General features: G+C 57.6%; 13 protein-coding genes and 1 pseudogene. 7 read left to right on the plus strand and 7 right to left on the minus strand.

The window, feature by feature from the left end; translation table 11 throughout:
* The first annotated feature begins 331 nt into the window (after window positions 1-331).
* The gene (locus tag PSES9_RS0108435; protein WP_010485958.1) at window positions 332-2,137 is read left to right on the plus strand and encodes a phenylacyl-CoA dehydrogenase; all 1,806 of its coding nucleotides are present in this window, start codon (window positions 332-334) and stop codon (window positions 2,135-2,137) included.
* A gap of 189 nt (window positions 2,138-2,326) precedes the next feature.
* Here PSES9_RS0108435 and PSES9_RS0108440 read toward each other — a convergent pair whose 3' ends face one another.
* The 5 genes and pseudogenes from PSES9_RS0108440 to PSES9_RS0108460 form a co-directional block, all read right to left on the minus strand.
* Complete coding sequence (locus PSES9_RS0108440) at window positions 2,327-2,842, minus strand: Hcp family type VI secretion system effector (RefSeq protein WP_010485959.1); 516 nt, start codon at window positions 2,840-2,842, stop codon at window positions 2,327-2,329.
* 283 nt (window positions 2,843-3,125) lie between these two features.
* Window positions 3,126-3,332, minus strand: coding sequence for a ribosome modulation factor (gene rmf / locus PSES9_RS0108445; RefSeq protein ID WP_010485960.1), 207 nt, complete (start codon window positions 3,330-3,332; stop codon window positions 3,126-3,128).
* A 157-nt stretch (window positions 3,333-3,489) separates the two neighbouring features.
* Window positions 3,490-5,082, minus strand: a pseudogene (gene gshA / locus PSES9_RS23205) (glutamate--cysteine ligase).
* A gap of 181 nt (window positions 5,083-5,263) precedes the next feature.
* Window positions 5,264-5,650, minus strand: a complete 387-nt coding sequence (locus PSES9_RS0108455; RefSeq protein WP_010485961.1) for a PaaI family thioesterase — start codon at window positions 5,648-5,650, stop codon at window positions 5,264-5,266.
* The gene (locus tag PSES9_RS0108460; RefSeq protein ID WP_010485962.1) at window positions 5,647-7,968 is read right to left on the minus strand and encodes a Tex family protein; all 2,322 of its coding nucleotides are present in this window, start codon (window positions 7,966-7,968) and stop codon (window positions 5,647-5,649) included. The genes PSES9_RS0108455 and PSES9_RS0108460 overlap by 4 nt, the downstream gene beginning before the upstream one ends.
* 331 nt (window positions 7,969-8,299) lie before the next feature.
* On the opposite strand from PSES9_RS0108460, the gene ompR reads away from it, so the two are divergent.
* The gene (ompR, locus tag PSES9_RS0108465; protein WP_010485964.1) at window positions 8,300-9,037 is read left to right on the plus strand and encodes an osmolarity response regulator transcription factor OmpR; all 738 of its coding nucleotides are present in this window, start codon (window positions 8,300-8,302) and stop codon (window positions 9,035-9,037) included.
* Window positions 9,038-9,122: 85 nt separating this feature from the next.
* A complete protein-coding gene (locus tag PSES9_RS0108470) occupies window positions 9,123-10,436 on the plus strand; it encodes an ATP-binding protein (RefSeq protein ID WP_010485965.1) in 1,314 nt (437 codons plus the stop codon).
* Between the two features lie 65 nt (window positions 10,437-10,501).
* Here the strand turns inward: PSES9_RS0108470 and rimK are convergent, their stop codons facing one another.
* Window positions 10,502-11,407: a 30S ribosomal protein S6--L-glutamate ligase gene (gene rimK / locus PSES9_RS0108475; RefSeq protein ID WP_010485967.1), complete on the minus strand. Its 906-nt coding sequence runs from the start codon at window positions 11,405-11,407 to the stop codon at window positions 10,502-10,504.
* Window positions 11,404-11,871, minus strand: coding sequence for a retropepsin-like aspartic endopeptidase RimB (gene rimB / locus PSES9_RS0108480; RefSeq protein WP_029529444.1), 468 nt, complete (start codon window positions 11,869-11,871; stop codon window positions 11,404-11,406). The genes rimK and rimB overlap by 4 nt, the downstream gene beginning before the upstream one ends.
* A gap of 75 nt (window positions 11,872-11,946) precedes the next feature.
* Between rimB and PSES9_RS0108485 the strand changes: the two genes are divergently transcribed.
* The 4 genes from PSES9_RS0108485 (at window position 11,947) to PSES9_RS0108500 (ending at window position 17,132) form a co-directional block, all read left to right on the plus strand.
* The gene (locus tag PSES9_RS0108485) at window positions 11,947-12,345 is read left to right on the plus strand and encodes an RNA-binding S4 domain-containing protein (RefSeq protein ID WP_010485969.1); all 399 of its coding nucleotides are present in this window, start codon (window positions 11,947-11,949) and stop codon (window positions 12,343-12,345) included.
* Between the two features lie 128 nt (window positions 12,346-12,473).
* Window positions 12,474-13,361 carry an Hsp33 family molecular chaperone HslO gene (gene hslO, locus PSES9_RS0108490; RefSeq protein ID WP_010485971.1) on the plus strand — a complete coding sequence of 296 codons (888 nt, stop codon included), beginning with the start codon at window positions 12,474-12,476 and terminating at the stop codon, window positions 13,359-13,361.
* Between the two features lie 220 nt (window positions 13,362-13,581).
* Window positions 13,582-15,123, plus strand: a complete 1,542-nt coding sequence (locus PSES9_RS0108495; protein ID WP_010485972.1) for a phosphoenolpyruvate carboxykinase — start codon at window positions 13,582-13,584, stop codon at window positions 15,121-15,123.
* Window positions 15,124-15,332: 209 nt separating this feature from the next.
* Entirely contained in the window at window positions 15,333-17,132 is a 1,800-nt protein-coding gene (locus tag PSES9_RS0108500) for an acyl-CoA dehydrogenase C-terminal domain-containing protein (RefSeq protein ID WP_010485974.1), read from the plus strand.
* The last annotated feature ends 101 nt before the right edge of the window (window positions 17,133-17,233 follow it).

Consider the following 17,233-nt stretch of genomic DNA (forward strand, 5'->3'; position numbering starts at 1 on the left):
AGTAGCGTTCTTGGTGGATGCCTGACGCTTGCCTGGCGCCCTTTGTGGTGGCCTGTAATTTAGACCAGCGGTATGGCCCTGTCTGATTTCAAAGTGTTTCTGTTGACCGCTAATAATAGTGGCAGGGCTCAAGCGCGGGCTTCTGAGCCGTAGGCAGTGGGGCAATTATCCTTTGTCTTCGTCTTAAACCACGCTTGACAATGGCTAGGCGTAAACGTATGTTTCAAACACCTGTTTGATTGTTGCCTTGTTGCAGCCTTCAAGCATTCGGGAAATCCCGTTCAAACAACTATTCGGTCACCCATACCGACCACCGCAGAGGTTATTAGCTATGCCTGATTACAAGGCCCCCTTGCGTGATATCCGATTCGTACGCGACGAGCTGCTTGGCTATGAAGCGCATTATCAAAGCCTGCCTGGCTGCGAAGATGCAACGCCAGACATGGTCAGTGCCATTCTTGAAGAAGGCGCCAAGTTTTGTGAGCAGGTGCTGTCTCCGCTGAACCGTGTGGGTGACATCGAAGGCTGTACCTGGAGCGAAGACGGCGTTAAGACGCCGACTGGCTTCAAGGAAGCCTACAAGCAGTATGTTGAAGGTGGCTGGCCAAGCCTGTCCCATGATGTCGACCACGGCGGCCAGGGCCTGCCTGAGTCGCTGGGCCTGGCCATGAGCGAAATGATCGGCACTTCCAACTGGTCGTGGGGCATGTACCCAGGTCTGTCGCACGGCGCAATGAACACCATCTCCGAGCACGGCACCGAAGAACAACAGCACACTTACCTGACCAAGCTGGTCAGCGGCGAGTGGACTGGCACCATGTGCTTGACCGAGCCGCATTGCGGCACCGACCTTGGCATGCTGCGCACCAAGGCTGAGCCACAGGCTGACGGTTCGTACAAGGTTTCCGGTACCAAGATCTTCATCTCGGCTGGTGAACACGACATGGCCGATAACATCGTCCACATCGTGCTTGCACGTCTGCCGGATGCTCCAGCGGGCACCAAAGGTATCTCGCTGTTCATCGTGCCTAAGTTCATGCCTAACGCAGACGGCGGCGTTGGTGAGCGCAACGCAGTGAGCTGTGGCTCGCTGGAACACAAGATGGGCATTCACGGTAATGCGACCTGTGTAATGAACTTCGATGGCGCCACTGGCTACCTGATTGGCCCGGCCAACAAAGGCCTGAACTGCATGTTCACCTTTATGAATACTGCGCGTCTGGGTACTGCCCTGCAGGGTCTGGCCCACGCTGAAGCAGGTTTTCAGGGTGGTCTGAAGTACGCTCGCGAGCGTCTGCAAATGCGCGCATTGACTGGCCCGAAAGCGCCGGACAAAGCAGCTGACCCAATCATCGTTCACCCTGATGTACGCCGCATGCTGTTGACCATGAAGGCGTTCGCTGAAGGCAACCGTGCAATGGTTTACTTCACGGCCAAGCAGGTGGATATCGTCGAGTACAGCCAGGACGCCGAAGAGAAAAAGCAAGCCGATGCGCTGCTGGCCTTCCTGACGCCGATTGCCAAGGCCTTTATGACCGAAGTCGGTTTCGAAGCGGCCAACCACGGCGTTCAGATCTATGGCGGCCACGGTTTTATCGCCGAGTGGGGCATGGAGCAGAACGTTCGCGACAGCCGCATTTCGATGCTGTACGAAGGCACCACCGGTATTCAGGCTCTCGACCTTCTGGGCCGCAAGGTGCTGATGACCCAGGGCGAAGCACTGAAGGGCTTTACCAAGATCGTGCACAAGTTCTGCCAGGCTAACGAAGGTAACGAAGCGATCAACGAGTTCGTTGCGCCGCTGGCCAAGCTGAATAAAGAGTGGGCTGATGTGACCATGAAGGTCGGCATGGCTGCGATGAAAGATCGCGAAGAAGTCGGCGCGGCATCGGTTGATTACCTGATGTACAGCGGTTATGCCTGCCTGGCTTACTTCTGGGCCGACATTGCTCGCCTGGCTGCTGAAAAGCTGGCTGCCGGTACCAGCGAAGAAGCCTTCTACAAGGCCAAGCTGCAGACTGCGCGCTTCTACTTCGCACGTATTCTGCCGCGCACCCGTACCCACGTAGAAGCCATGTTGTCGGGCGCTGACAACCTGATGGACATGGATGAAGAGAACTTCGCCCTGGGTTACTAAGTAGCCCGAGCCAAAGCGCTCGACATGGCATTTGGTTGGCCGCGGCGGTTAAACGCAACGGCTGATCCGATGACCACTCAACACCCCGCACAGGCTTGGTTTGTGCGGGTTGTTTTGTTTTACAGCAACTATTGGCGAAACTCGGGGCCGTTCGTGCCAGCCCCTGGTTGCAGCCATTGCATCAAGCAATCATGCGACCGGGGTGCGCCAGTCGTCAGAGCCCGAAGTCCCGGAGACTTCATGGGTCCAGATAATTTTACGGTAAGTCAGGTACACATCTTCCAGATGGGTAAAGTGACTCATGTTCGGGTCCTGGCAGTTGGGCATGTGGGATTGCACATCAACCACAATTGCATCTTCGAGCTCGATGGTGAAGTAGTGTTCCTGGGTGCCGGTCGCTGAGGTGCGGTACCACTCAAGGCGGCATTTGGTCAGGCGTTCACCGGAGGTCAGTGCGTTGAAAATCAGGGGTGATGCCTTGTCGAAAACCTTGGTGATCATCAGTGGCTTTTGCACGCGCTGGCCGGTTGGCTGGCCGGATTGCGGGTCACGGGGGATGATTACCTGATGATTGAAACCCTGTACGAGTATCTGGTCTTCGTGGCCTTCCTGGTAGATGTTGCCCACTGAATCTTCGGTGAATGTGTTGGCCGTCATCAGGCCTTGCTTGGTCCCTTCGAGGGTCAGATATGCAGGTGTTGGCATGAGAGCGTTCCTTGCTGAAATGGGTGAATCAGGATTGACTCACTCAACAAGGTAGAGCGATTCCCGTGCCACTCTTTCAATAGCTTATGCAAATCAACCGGTTAGGGTTGCTTTGGGCTTGGGCCGAGGGATTATGCCCAGTGTCTGGCTATTTTTTGTGCAAGTTGTTGCGCAGCGCTGTGCAGATTGTTGCGCAACTTGAGCAAGGCCAATGTTGGCGGGGGATTGCTGCGGGTATGGGGCGGCGGGCAGGCGTTACCTGTGCAAGAAATTGCGCAAACAGCTAGGCCGACTCTCGTTTGACCAAGTCATATTGTTCGTGCCCGTCATCCCAGCCCGCTTCCCAGGCAGCACTGAGCACTTCGGCTGTTTGCCTGGCAGGGGTCTTGGGTTGTCCGGTTAGACCGGCCATATAACCTTGTTGGTACGCCTTGTTTAGGTTTTCAAGGCTCCAATCCTGGTTTTGTTCGCTCTGCGACTCTGACGCCATGGGAGTACCCAGTTAATTCAACTAGTGCTTATGCTAGCTGTGTTGAGGCGCTATAACTGGGCCGCTGGTCTCGGCTTTTTCTTCCCTGGTTATATTTGTGACCTGTGCCTCTATCTGCCGGCAACAGTCGCTGCGCGGCAGAAATTCAGGGGCGTGCCTAGCTTGATAGAGGCTCGTCGTGGCCAAGTATGCTGGCTTGGTAAGCGGCGACAAAGGTGTCGAAGTCGCCCTCTTGATTGGCTTCGATTTCAGCCTGCTCACGCAGTGAGTCTGCACTGGTTTGCTCAAGTTCTGCGTTTTGCTCGGGGCTCAACGGTTGGCGATTGAAGTAGTCGGCATGCAGCTTGCTCTGGCGCAGCGCAAACTGGGCAAAGCTTTCGCCCTGTAGTTGCTCCAGCACCTGCGCGGATGGCGTCAGCCTGACGTCAGCGACTTTCTCACGTTGAGCTTGCAGCGCCTGGCTATGGCTTACGCCACCATGGCTGCGGTCGAGCAAATCGGCCATTTGCTGGATTTCGTCGAGCAATTGATTGGCCCAGGCCTTGAGTTCGACCTGTGCGCCCTTACGCTGCAAATGCAGGCCAGGACGTCGACCTTCCTTGACCACCTTGAGGAAGTTTTCGGTGCAGGCCATGCACTCGTCGTGCTCGAGCGCCGGGCTTTCCTGAAGTGCGCAGTAGAGCAGGAAGGCATCGAGGAACTGTGCTTGCTCAAGGTTGATGCCCATGGGCAAGAACGGGTTGATATCGAGGCAGCGCACTTCAATGTACTGCACGCCGCGGGCAACCAGCGCCTGGATAGGGCGTTCACCGCTGTAGGTAACGCGCTTGGGGCGAATGCTTGAGTAGTATTCGTTTTCGATCTGCAAAATATTGGTATTGAGCTGCAACCAGTCGCCATTGGCGTTGCGCGTACCGATTTCAACATAGGGCAGGTAAGGTGTACCGACCGCTTGGCGCAGGCTATCGGTGTAGCTGGCAAGGTCGTTGTAGCAGGGTGTCAACTCCGCCTGGGCATGGCTTTGATAGCCCAGGTCGCTCATGCGCAGGCTGGTTGCATAAGGCAGGTACAGGGTATCTGCATCAAGCTGCTGCAATGAGTGTGGGCGACCGCGCATAAAGCCGACATCAAGCGCCGGCGAGGCACCAAAGAGGTACATCAGCAGCCAGCTGTAGCGGCGAAAGTTACGGATCATCGCAATGTAGCTTATGGATTGATAATCCTGCGCACATTGGTTGCAGCTATCGAGGCTTTGCAGCAGCGGCCAGAGCTGGTCCGGCAAGGAAAAATTGTAGTGGATGCCCGCCATGCATTGCCTGGTCTTGCCATAGCGCAAGGCCAAACCCTGGCGTTACACGTACTTCAGCTTGCCAATGTGCGAATCGCCATATCGAGCGATCGGGATAACCTCTTCGGCTGGCAATGCGCAGGGCATTGACTGGCTCCACAGGTACTCGCCCCCAAGCTTGCTGTAGGTATAGCGGTGGGTTTGCTCGAGGCTGGCCAGTGTCGACGCCGGATCGGCCAGCGCCGGGGTGATGAACTCCAGCAGCGCTTCGGAATAGTCGGTGGTGATCTGCGGATGGGTCAATGCCGAGCCAAGCGCCTTGGGGTGGGGCGTCAGTGCAAGCTGGCCATCGCTATCAACCCGCAGGCACTCGCGCTCGATGCCATGCAGGCACTGAGTCAGCAGCGAGAGGTGGTTTGGCTCGCCAAGCAGTGCCACGCGGCGGGATAACAAATTGCTCAAAGTTGAATTCCTTCACCCATCAGTCGGGCCAATATGGGGGCACATTGAACAGTCTGCAAGGGGGGGCAGCAATTTGCCTGGCCGTTTAAGTTAATGGCAGCTGGTTGTCGCAGCACCACAAGTAAAGGGACTGCGACAACTGCCAACCAGGCTGTTTATACAGCAGCATAGCTCAGGCCAGTTACACGCGAGCGAAGGTGCCTTGCGCTGTAGCGACAAGTTTGTCGTCCTGATGCACCTGGGCTTCCACTACTAAAGTTCGGCGGCCTGAGTGCAATACTTTGGCGACGCAGATAACTGCGCCCTGGTCGATTGCGCGGATATAGTTGACCTTGCATTCGAGCGTGACGCTGCCCTGATCGAAGCCGTGGGCGCTGGAGCAGGCCAGTCCCATGGCAATGTCGATCAATGAAAACAGTGCGCCGCCATGCAGTTTTTTGTGTCGATTGCGCAGTGGGTCGGTGAGTTCCAGGCGCACCCGGGCCTCACCATCAGCCACGCTCAGCGGTTCTACGCCGAGCAGTTGGCTGAATGCGCTAGAGGTTAATTCCTCTGGCAGATCGGTCATTTTTTCTTCAACTGTTTGGCGTTGGCGAACAACGAGGCCATTGCATTGTTGACTGGTGCTGGTTTGTTTTCCGGGCGCGGGGCGGGCGTGTTGCTGCGCGAGTTATTACCGCGATTACCGCCACCGCGAGGGCCTTCGACCTTCTCGCCAGGGGTGTCGCTCATACGCATGCTCAGGGCTATCCGGTTGCGCGGGATGTCGACTTCCATGACCTTGACCTTGACCACTTCCCCGGCCTTGACCGCCTCGTGCGGGTCCTTGATGAATTTCTCGGACAGTGCGGAGATATGCACTAGGCCATCCTGATGCACGCCGATATCGACAAAGGCACCGAAGTTGGTGACGTTGGTGACTACACCTTCGAGAATCATCCCCAACTGCAAGTCATTGAGGGTTTCAACACCTTCCTGGAACTCGGCAGTCTTGAACTCCGGACGTGGGTCGCGCCCCGGTTTTTCCAGTTCCTGAAGAATGTCGCCAATGGTGACCAAGCCAAAGGTTTCATCGGTGTACTGTTTTGGATCAAGCCGCTTGAGGAAGCTGCTGTCGCCAATCAGTGAGCGGATATCGCGGTTGGTGTCCTTGGCAATGCGTTGCACCAATGGATAGGTTTCCGGGTGAACGGCCGAGGCGTCCAGCGGGTTGTCGCCATTCATGATGCGCAAGAAGCCTGCTGCTTGCTCGAAGGTCTTGTCGCCCAGGCGCGGGACTTTTTTCAGCTCGTCACGGGATTTGAATGCGCCGTTGGCATCACGGTGGGCAACGATATTCTGCGCCAGGGTGCTGTTGAGGCCGGAGATACGTGCGAGCAGGGCGCTGGAGGCGGTATTTACAACAACCCCCACGGCGTTTACGCAATCTTCAACCACGGCGTCCAGGCCACGGGCCAGTTTCAGCTGGGACACGTCGTGCTGGTATTGGCCAACACCAATTGATTTCGGAGCGATCTTTACAAGCTCCGCCAGCGGGTCCTGCAGGCGACGGGCAATGGATACCGCGCCGCGAATGGTCACGTCCAGGTCCGGGAATTCCTTGGCCGCCAACTCGGATGCCGAGTACACCGAGGCGCCAGCTTCGGAGACCATGACCTTGGTGGCCTTGAGCGCTGGGTACTTCTTGATCAGCTCAATCGCCAGCTTGTCGCTCTCGCGGCTCGCGGTGCCGTTGCCGATGGCAATCAGGTCAACCGAGTGCTTGGCGCACATTGCCGCCAGGATCGAGATGGTTTGATCCCACTGGTTCTTCGGTGCGTGTGGGTAAACCGTGGCGCTGTCGAGCAGCTTGCCGGTGGCGTCGACCACGGCGATTTTGCAGCCGGTGCGCAAGCCAGGGTCCAGGCCCAGTGTGGCCCTTGGTCCAGCCGGGGCGGCGAGCAGCAGATCGTTGAGATTGCGGGCGAATACCGAGATGGCTTCGTTTTCGGCCTGTTCGCGCAGGTCGCTGAGCAAGTCGGTTTCAAGGTGGGTGTAAAGCTTGACCTTCCAGGTCCAGCGCACCACTTCGGCCAGCCATTTGTCCGCGGGGCGTGCTTGATTGCTGATGCCAAAGCGCTCGGCAATCATGCCTTCGCACGGGTGCATGGTGCCCGGAAGTTCGTCGCCTACTTTCAGGCTGGTACTGAGAATGCCTTCATTGCGGCCACGGAAAATGGCCAAGGCCCGGTGCGAAGGCATGCCCTTGAGCTTTTCATCGTGCTCGAAGTAATCGCGGAACTTGGCGCCCTCGGCTTCCTTGCCTGCAATCAGGCGGGCACTGATGGTCGCGTTGTCGCTCATGAAGCCACGCAGGCTGGCGAGCAGGGTCGCGTCTTCGGCGAAGCGTTCCATGAGGATGTACTTGGCGCCTTCGAGCACGGCCTTGGTGTCGGCAAAGCCTTTTTCAGCATCGATAAAACGCGCAGCTTCGTTTTCGGGTGTCAGGCCTGGGTCGTTAAAGAGCGCGTCGGCCAGTTCACCAATGCCAGCTTCCAGGGCAATCTGGCCTTTGGTGCGGCGTTTTTGCTTGTATGGCAAGTACAGGTCTTCAAGACGGGTCTTGGTGTCGGCCAGGCTGATTTCACGCTGCAACTCGGGGGTTAGCTTGCCTTGCTCTTCGATGCTGGCAAGGATGCTGGCACGGCGATCATCCAACTCGCGCAGGTAGCGCAGGCGCTCTTCCAGGTTACGCAGCTGGGTGTCATCCAGGCTGCCGGTCAATTCTTTACGGTAGCGCGCAATAAAGGGTACGGTCGAACCTTCATCCAGCAGCGCCACGGCGGCGGCAACCTGTTGCGGGCGTACGCCCAGTTCTTCGGCGATGCGGTTGTTGATGCTATCCATATATAAAAAACTACCCACACTGGAACGAAAAAACAGCCTCGCAAACGAGCGATCATCCGAAAAAAACCGCTTGTTTGCGGCCATAAATTTTCAAATGCACCTTGCGGGCTAGACACTAAAGCGGCGCATTATAAACACCGTAATGGAGTGAACTGAGACCGTTCGGGGAAAAATCTGCTAACAATGGGTCGCAACAGATAATCTGGCGCTTGAGCCATAATGCTTGCATTGGAGACTATCCAGTGGTTATTACGCCTGCAAATAACGGCTGCGCCCGTGGCTGCAGGGGGCTATAAATGACTGGAACAGCGTCTCGGTCTAGGAGTTATACATGAGTGGCACTGCACCTGTGGTTGAAGGCGAAAAAATTCTGATTGTCGATGACGATGCCCGTCTTCGGCGCTTGCTTGAGCGTTTCTTTGAAGAACAAGGCTATCGCGTGCGTGCGGTAGAGAATGTTGAGCAAATGGACCGTGTCCTGGCGCGCGAGTTGTTCAGCCTGCTGGTGCTTGACCTGATGCTGCCGGGCGAGGATGGCCTTTCTGCCTGCCGCCGCTTGCGCGAATCGAATAATCAAATCCCAATCATCTTGCTTCCCGCCAAGGGTGACGAAGCCAGCCGGATTCAAGCCCTGGAGTGGGGTGGGGACGATTACCTTGCCAAGCCATTCAATCCGCGCGAACTGCTGGCGCGGGTCAAGGCCGTGCTGCGTCGCCAGGCACCAGTGGTGCCGGGTGCGCCAGGTAGCGAAGAAGCCAATGTGACCTTTGGTGACTACGAGTTATCCTTGGCCACTCGCGAGCTGAAAAAAGGCGAAGAAGTACACATGCTGACCACCGGTGAGTTTGCTGTGCTCAAGGCCCTGGTACAGCACGCCCGCGAGCCGTTGACTCGTGACAAGCTGATGAACCTGGCCCGTGGCCGTGAGTGGGATGCGCTGGAACGTTCGATTGACGTACAGATTTCCAGCCTGCGCCGCTTGATCGAGCCTGACCCCTCCAAGCCACGCTATATCCAGACCGTCTGGGGCGTTGGCTATGTCTTCGTGCCGGACGGCAACAAGTCCTGATTGGCAGGCGACGCTGCTTGATTGAGACCGCATAGGCTGGGCGCTTCGGCGCCCGGTTGTCATTTCCCTGGCTTGAAAGTGACTGATGAAAGCACCCCTGTGGTTCCCACAAAGTTTCTTCGCACGCACCTTGTGGCTGGTGTTGATCGTCGTACTGTTCTCCAAAGCCTTGACCCTGGTTTATCTGTTGATGAACGAGGACATGCTGGTTGATCGTCAATACAGCCATGGCGCCGCGCTGACGCTTCGGGCCTATTGGGCTGCCGACCCGGAAGACCGTGATCGCATTGCCCAGGCCGCTGACCTCAAGCAAGTGCCCCGTAAGGTGGTGCCGGCCAGCGAGCAGCACTGGCCCTACAGCGAGATTTTCCAGCGCCAGATGCAGTCGGAGCTCGGCCCGGAGACTGAAGTGCGGGTCCGCGCCAAGAGCCCGCCCGCTTTGTGGGTGCATGCGCCGACCTTGGGCGAGGGCTGGATTCGCGTGCCCCTGTATCCACATCCATTGCGTAGCCAGCAGATCTGGAGCGTGCTCGGCTGGTTCCTGGGTATCGGCTTGCTTTCGACTGCGGCGGCGTGGATTTTCGTTCGCCAGTTGAGTGCGCCGCTCAAGGGCCTGGTGTTTGCCGCGCGGCAATTGGGTAAAGGTCGCAGCGTGCGCTTGCCGGTAAGTGATACGCCCAACGAGATGATGGAGGTGTATCGCGCCTTCAATCAGATGGCCGAGGATGTCGAGCAGGCGGCCCGCGAACGTGAGCTGATGCTCGCCGGGGTTTCCCATGATTTGCGCACGCCCTTGACGCGCCTGCGTTTGTCATTGGAGTTCCTGCAGAACGACTCGGAACTGACCGATGACATGGTCCGGGATATCGAGGACATGGATGCAATTCTCGACCAGTTCCTGGCCTTTATCCGCGATGGCCGTGACGAGCCTGTCGAAGAGCTTGATCTGCTGGCGCTGGTGCGTGGGGTGGTGGCGCCCTACAACCAGCAGCAAGAGAAGGTCCGGCTGTGCCTTGAGCCGGTGCCGGTGTTCCCGTTGCGGCGTATTTCGATCAAGCGCCTGCTGGCCAATCTGATCGAAAATGCGCTGCGTTACGGTGGCGATACCGCAGAGGTTGCGGTGTCGATGTCGGGCGACAGCAGCGCGCCTTATGTGGTGTTGAGCGTGCTTGATCGCGGCGTTGGGATCGATCCGTCCGAGCTCAACAGCATCACCAATCCCTTTATTCGTGGCGATCGGGCGCGCGGTGGCCAGGGGGCAGGGCTGGGTCTTGCGATCGTCAAGCGTATTGCCGCCTTGCACGGCGGCAGTGTTGAGTTGCGCAACCGTTCCGGCGGCGGGCTTGAGGCGCGTATCTGCCTGCCGCTAGGCCTGTTGCTGCCGCGCGATGCGGTCTGAACCAGCCAAGGCAGGATGTAAGCGTTAGGGGTCAAGACTGGGCCTGACCTCCAGCGCAGCGGCGGTCAGCCTTTGCCTTTGGTGCGAGTCAGGCGTGGGCTGCTGTTCTTTTCGAGGTATTGAATGATGATCCCGGCGACATCCTTGCCTGTGGTTGATTCAATGCCTTCAAGACCAGGCGAAGAATTGACCTCCATCACCAGCGGACCGTGATTGGAGCGCAGGATATCCACCCCGGCAACGCTGAGGCCCATGACCTTTGCGGCGCGAATCGCGGTCATGCGCTCTTCCGGGGTGATCTTGATCAGGCTGGCAGAGCCGCCGCGATGCAGGTTGGAGCGAAAGTCACCGGGCTTGGCCTGGCGTTTCATGGCGGGAATGAACTTGTTACCGACCACAAAGCAGCGAATGTCGGCACCGCCTGCCTCCTTGATATATTCCTGCACCATGATGTCTTGCTTGAGGCTCATGAAGGCCTCGATCACCGACTCGGCGGCTTTCTCCGTCTCGCACAGCACCACGCCGATGCCCTGGGTGCCTTCCAGTACCTTGATTACCAGCGGCGCGCCGTTGACCATGTGGATCAGGTACGGGATGTCATCGGGGGAGGGGGAAAAACCTGTCACAGGCAGGCCAATGCCGCGCCGCGAGAGCAGTTGCAGCGAGCGCAGCTTGTCGCGCGAGCGGGCAATCGCCACGGACTCATTGAGGGGCACCACGCCCATCATTTCGAACTGGCGCAGTACCGCGCAGCCGTAGAAAGTCACCGAGGCGCCTATCCGCGGGATCACCGCATCAAAACCTTCAAGTGGTGCGCCCCGATAGTGGATCTGCGGTTTATGGCTGGCGATATTCATATAGGCGCGCAGGGTGTCGATAACCATCATTTCATGCCCTCGCTGCTGGCCGGCTTCGACCAGGCGACGGGTTGAGTAAAGTCGCGGGTTACGCGACAGCACAGCGATTTTCATTGAGCACCCGAGAGGTCGATAAGCGAAGGTTTGTCTTGTACGTAGGTGAGCGCCGGGTTGACCACCAGCTGGCCGGCAATCAGCGCCTTCGAGCCGAGTAGAACCCTGTAGCGCATGGTCTTGCGGCATGCGAGGGTAAATTCTATTGGCCACAACCGGTCGCCAAGTGACAGGTTGGTCCGGATCACATAGCGATTTTGCGTCTGGCCATTGGAGCTTTTAATCCGTTTAACTGTCACCAGCGGCGCTTCGCAGCGATGCCGGCTTTGCACCAGTGTGCCGATGTGCGCGGTAAAACGTACCCATTGCTCGCCGTCACGTTCAAAGGGCTGGATGTCCGAGGCATGCAGGGTCGAGGTGCTGGCGCCGGTATCGATTTTAGCGCGGATGCCGACCATTCCCAGGTCCGGGAGGTTGATCCACTCGCGTAAACCGATCACGTTTAAATGGTCAAATGTCTTCAATAGGGTACACCCACCTTAATTCCCGGCATTCTAGACAACTGCAGCAGGCAATATTCACAAAATATGGCTGAAATAATGAACGATAAAGATGACGACAAGGTTCGCCTGGACAAATGGCTCTGGGCTGCACGTTTTTTCAAGACCAGGGCCCTGGCCAAAGCGGCGATTGAAGGTGGCAAGGTCCATCATCGCGGTGAGCGCTGCAAACCCTCCAAGGAGCCCAAGGTTGGCGATGAACTGGTTATTCGCAGCGGCTTTGACGAGCGTACGATTATAGTCGAGCTATTGTCCGGCGTGCGTCGTGGGGCACCCGAGGCGCAAACCCTGTACCGTGAGACGCCAGAGAGTATTGAACGCCGCGAGCAGGCCGCCGCGCAACGAAAAGCCGGAGCCTTGGGCATGCAGACCGATGGCCGGCCGAGCAAGAAACAGCGCCGCCAGATTCATCAGTTTCGCGACAATCAGGATGGCTGAAGCTGCAAAACAGCTCGCTTTGCAGTGGCCGATAGACTTTTTTGTCGGCAATGATAGATAAGAGGCGCTTGGTCAGCTCGGCATTTGCGCCTAAAATCCACGGCCCGGTCACTTATTGTGAATTAGGCATGTCCGATTCTACTCAACGTTTTTTGTTCGACGACACCGATATTCGCGGTGAAATGGTCAGCCTGACTGACACCTACAGCCATGTCCTGGCCAAGCACCCGTATCCGCGACCTGTCGCCCAGCTGTTGGGCGAGTTGCTGGCGGCTGCCTCGCTGCTCATTGGTACCCTGAAGTTCGATGGCCTGCTTATCCTGCAGGCGCGCTCTTCCGGCGCAGTGCCTCTGTTGATGGTCGAGTGTTCCAGTGCCGGCGAGCTGCGTGGCATTGCTCGCTATGACGAAGCGCAAATCACGGCTGATGCCGGTTTGCGCGAACTGATGCCCGAAGGCATGCTGGCAATGACCATCGATCCGGCCAAGGGCCAACGCTACCAGGGTATTGTCGGCCTGGAAGGGGATAACCTGGCCGAGTGCTTCTCCAGCTATTTTGCGACATCCGAGCAGTTGCCGACCCGTTTCTGGCTGAGCGCCGATGGGCAACGCGCACGTGGCTTGCTGCTGCAGCAATTGCCCGCCGACCGGATCAAGGACGCCGAAGGCCGTGAAGCCAGCTGGCAGCACATCTCGACCCTGGCCAATACCCTGAAGACCGAGGAATTGCTGGGCCTGGACAATGAAACTGTGTTGCACAGGCTGTATCACGAGGAGCCTTTGCGTGTGTTTGAGCCACGCGCCTTGCAGTTCCGTTGCAGCTGCTCGCGTGAACGCTCAGCCAATGCGCTGGTCAGTCTAGGTCAGGAAGATGCCGTTCAATTGCTCGATGAGCATGAGGGCAATGTGGTGATCGACTGTCAGTTCTGTAATCAGCGTTACTCGTTTGACGCTGCAGATGTTGCCCAGCTCTTTGCAGGCGGCGGCAGTCAGTCGCCATCCAGCACCCGCCATTGAAGGCCATGCTGAAAACTTAGTGTGTTGGGCTGTTCGAGGCCGTCAATGCTGGGCCTCGACAGTGCCAAACATCAATAATGCGACTGTTTGGTCTGATCAGAGGCTGCACTTTTCAGTTTCTTTTCTGGCATAATCCGGCGCACTTTTTTCTATGTAGTAGCGTGTAAGGCCTACTACAACACGCACGAAGGAATCGGCCAGCCGGCCGACGGGGACTCACATGACGCAAGCCAATAACGCCGTGTACACCGACATCAGCGCCGCCCAACTGGTTGAAGAGGCCCTGCGTCGCAGTGAAGGCGAATTAGCCGATAACGGTTCACTGGTCGTTCGCACTGGTCACCGTACCGGTCGTTCGCCTGCTGATCGTTATATCGTTCAAGAGCCAAGCACCGAGTCGAAAATCGCCTGGGGCGCCATCAACCGTCCGTTCCCTGCCGACAAGTTCGATGCGCTGTGGGATCGCGTGCAGGCCTTCTCCGACGCTCAGGACAGCTTTGTCTCGCACGTCCATGTCGGTTCGGCCGAAGCCCACTACCTGCCGGTCAAGATGACTACCCAGACGGCTTGGCAAAATCTGTTTGGCCGCTGCCTGTTCATCAATCCTGAGCAGTACAACCCGGCTGGTCGTGATGAGTGGCAAGTACTCAACGTAGCCAACTTCGAGTGCGTGCCAGAGCGTGACGGCACCAACTCCGACGGCTGCGTGATTCTGAACTTCGCTGCCAAGAAAGTCCTGATCGCCGGCATGCGTTACGCTGGCGAAATGAAGAAAGCCATGTTCTCGGTGCAGAACTTCCTGCTTCCGGAAGCTGACGTGCTGCCAATGCATTGCGCGGCAAACATCGGCGAAGAAGGCGATGTAACCTTGTTCTTCGGTTTGTCCGGTACTGGCAAAACCACCTTGTCGGCTGACGAAAGCCGCTACCTGATTGGTGACGACGAGCACGGTTGGGGCAAGGGCGTTGTGTTCAACATCGAAGGTGGTTGCTACGCCAAGTGCATCGACCTTTCCGAGAAGAACGAGCCGGTCATCTGGAAAGCCATTCAGTTTGGTGCCGTGCTGGAAAACGTCGTACTCGACGAAAACCGCACTCCCAACTACGCCGATGACAGCCTGACGCAGAACAGCCGTGCGGCCTATCCGCTAGAGCTGATCGAGAAGCGCTCCGAGAAAAACCTCGGTGGCGAACCCAATGCCGTGATCTTCCTGACTTGCGACCTGACGGGTGTATTGCCGCCGGTGTCGATCTTGAACGAAGAGCAAGCGGCCTATCACTTCCTGTCTGGCTACACTGCCTTGGTGGGCTCGACCGAAATGGGTTCTGGCGGCGGCATCAAGTCGACATTCTCGACCTGCTTCGGTGCGCCGTTCTTCCCGCGTCCGGCAGGTGAGTATGCCGAGTTGCTGATCAAGCGCATCCGTGGCTTTGGCTCCAAGGTGTACCTGGTCAACACCGGCTGGACCGGTGGCGGTTATGGTGTTGGCAAGCGTTTCAACATCCCGACAACCCGTGGTGTTATCGCTGCGATCCAGAGCGGCGCGCTGATCGGCACTGAAACCGAGCACTTGCCAATCATCAACCTGAGCGTGCCCAAGTCGGTACCGGGCGTTGAAACCAACTTGCTCAGCCCGCGCAATACCTGGGCCGACAAGAACGCCTACGATGAAGCCGCAAAAGGCCTGGCCAAGCTGTTTATCGACAACTTCGCCAAGTTCGATGTGTCGGATGAAATCCGCAACGCAGGTCCGCAGCTCTAAGCGACCTTAGGCTGCAACTGCCGTATGGCCAAACACCCCGCGCTAGCCAGCCTAGCGCGGGGTGTTTTGTTTTCAGGTAATGGTGCTTGCATGCGACTGGCCAGTTTATGGCAGCGCATTCATCGAGGTGAGCTTGATTGCCCGGTGCAGGCTGTCGAAGTAGTTTGAAGTCATTACGCGCCCCGCGCGCCTGCTGATGGAGAGCGAACATGCCTGATTACAAAGCGCCAATGCGCGATATGCGTTTTTTGGTCGATGAAGTTTTTGATTTCCATACAAGCTACGCAGCGCTTGGCGCGACCGATGCCTCGCCGGATATGGTCAGCGCCATTCTTGAGGAAGGTGCAAAATTTTGCGAGCAAGTGCTGGCGCCGATCAACCGTTCTGGTGACGAGCAAGAATGCCAGTTCGACAACGGCGTAGTGACCACGCCCGAGGGGTTCAAAGAAGCCTTCGCCCTTTATGTAGAGGGGGGCTGGAATGGCTTGGCCGCGGACCCGGCGTACGGCGGGCAGGGCTTGCCGCATTCACTGGGGTTGATGATCAGTGAGATGGTTGGTGCCAGCAACACCTCGTGGGGCATGTACCCGGGGCTGACCCATGGCGCGATGTCGGCCATTCATGCTCACGGCAGTGAAGCGCAAAAGCAGACCTACCTGACCAAGCTTACCGAAGGCACCTGGACCGGTACCATGTGCCTGACCGAAGCCCATTGCGGCACGGATCTGGGCATCATCAAGACCCGCGCTGTGCCCCAGGCAGATGGCAGCTATTCGCTTACCGGCAGCAAGATCTTCATCTCGGCCGGTGAGCACGACATGAGCCAGAACATTGTCCATCTGGTGCTGGCCAAGCTGCCGGATGCACCCGCAGGCACTAAAGGGATTTCACTGTTTATTGTGCCGAAATTCCTCCCCGATCCGGCAACGGGCGAGGCGGGCGAGCGCAACGGTGTGTCGTGCGGCTCCATTGAACACAAGATGGGCATCAAGGCCTCGGCGACTTGCGTGATCAACTTTGACGGTGCTCGTGGCTTCTTGATCGGAGAGCTGAACAAGGGCCTGAACTGCATGTTCACCATGATGAACCATGCACGTTTGGGCACGGGCATGCAGGGCCTGTGCCTGGGGGAAGCCAGTTTCCAGGGTGCGATCAAATACGCCAACGAGCGGCTGCAAATGCGTTCGCTCACCGGACCCAAGGCGCCGGAAAAGGCCGCTGACCCGATCATCGTCCATCCCGATGTACGCCGCATGCTGCTGACCATGAAGGCCTTCAATCAGGGTAATCGCGCCCTGGCCTACTTCACTGCACAGTTGCTCGACCAAGCGCACCGTGCGGACAGTGCCGAGGCCCGTGAAGAAGCGGAGAACCTGCTGGCTTTACTGACACCTATTTGTAAGGCCTTTATGACCGAGACGGGTCTTGAGGTGACTAACCACGGCATGCAGGTGTTCGGCGGCCATGGGTTTATTCGCGAGTGGGGCATGGAGCAACTGGTACGTGACTGCCGCATCGCGCCTATCTATGAAGGCACCAACGGCATCCAGGCGCTGGACCTGCTTGGGCGCAAGGTCCTGGGCAGCCAGGGCAAGCTGTTGCGCGGCTTTACCAGGATCGTGCACAAGTTCTGCGACGCGCAAGCCGCCAACCCGCAGTTCAGTGCCTATGTCAGCCAATTGTCTGGCCTGAACAAGCAATGGGGTGAGTTGACCCAGCAGATTGGCATGGCCGCGATGAAGAATCCGGATGAAGTCGGCGCTGCTTCCATGGATTACCTGATGTTCTCAGGCTACGTCATCCTGGCGTACCTCTGGCTGCGCATGGCGCTGGTCGCCTCGGATAAGCTGGCCGCAGGCAGTGGCGATACCGAGTTCTACCAAGCCAAGCTGGCAACCTGTGAGTTTTACTTCAAGCGCTTGTTGCCACGTACCGCCACGCACCTTGCTGCTGCCCAGGCAGGCAGTGATTGCATGATGAGCATGAGTGCTGAAAGCCTCGCATTCTGACCAGCGGCCGGCTGACAAAGCCCTGCCATTTGGCAGGTCTTTTTATTTCAATAATATGCAAACGGTTTGTGAATTACTGGTCACAACTCGACCCTATGTGT

This window comes from Pseudomonas sp. S9, assembly GCF_000222125.1.
Lineage (GTDB): Bacteria > Pseudomonadota > Gammaproteobacteria > Pseudomonadales > Pseudomonadaceae > Aquipseudomonas > Aquipseudomonas segetis.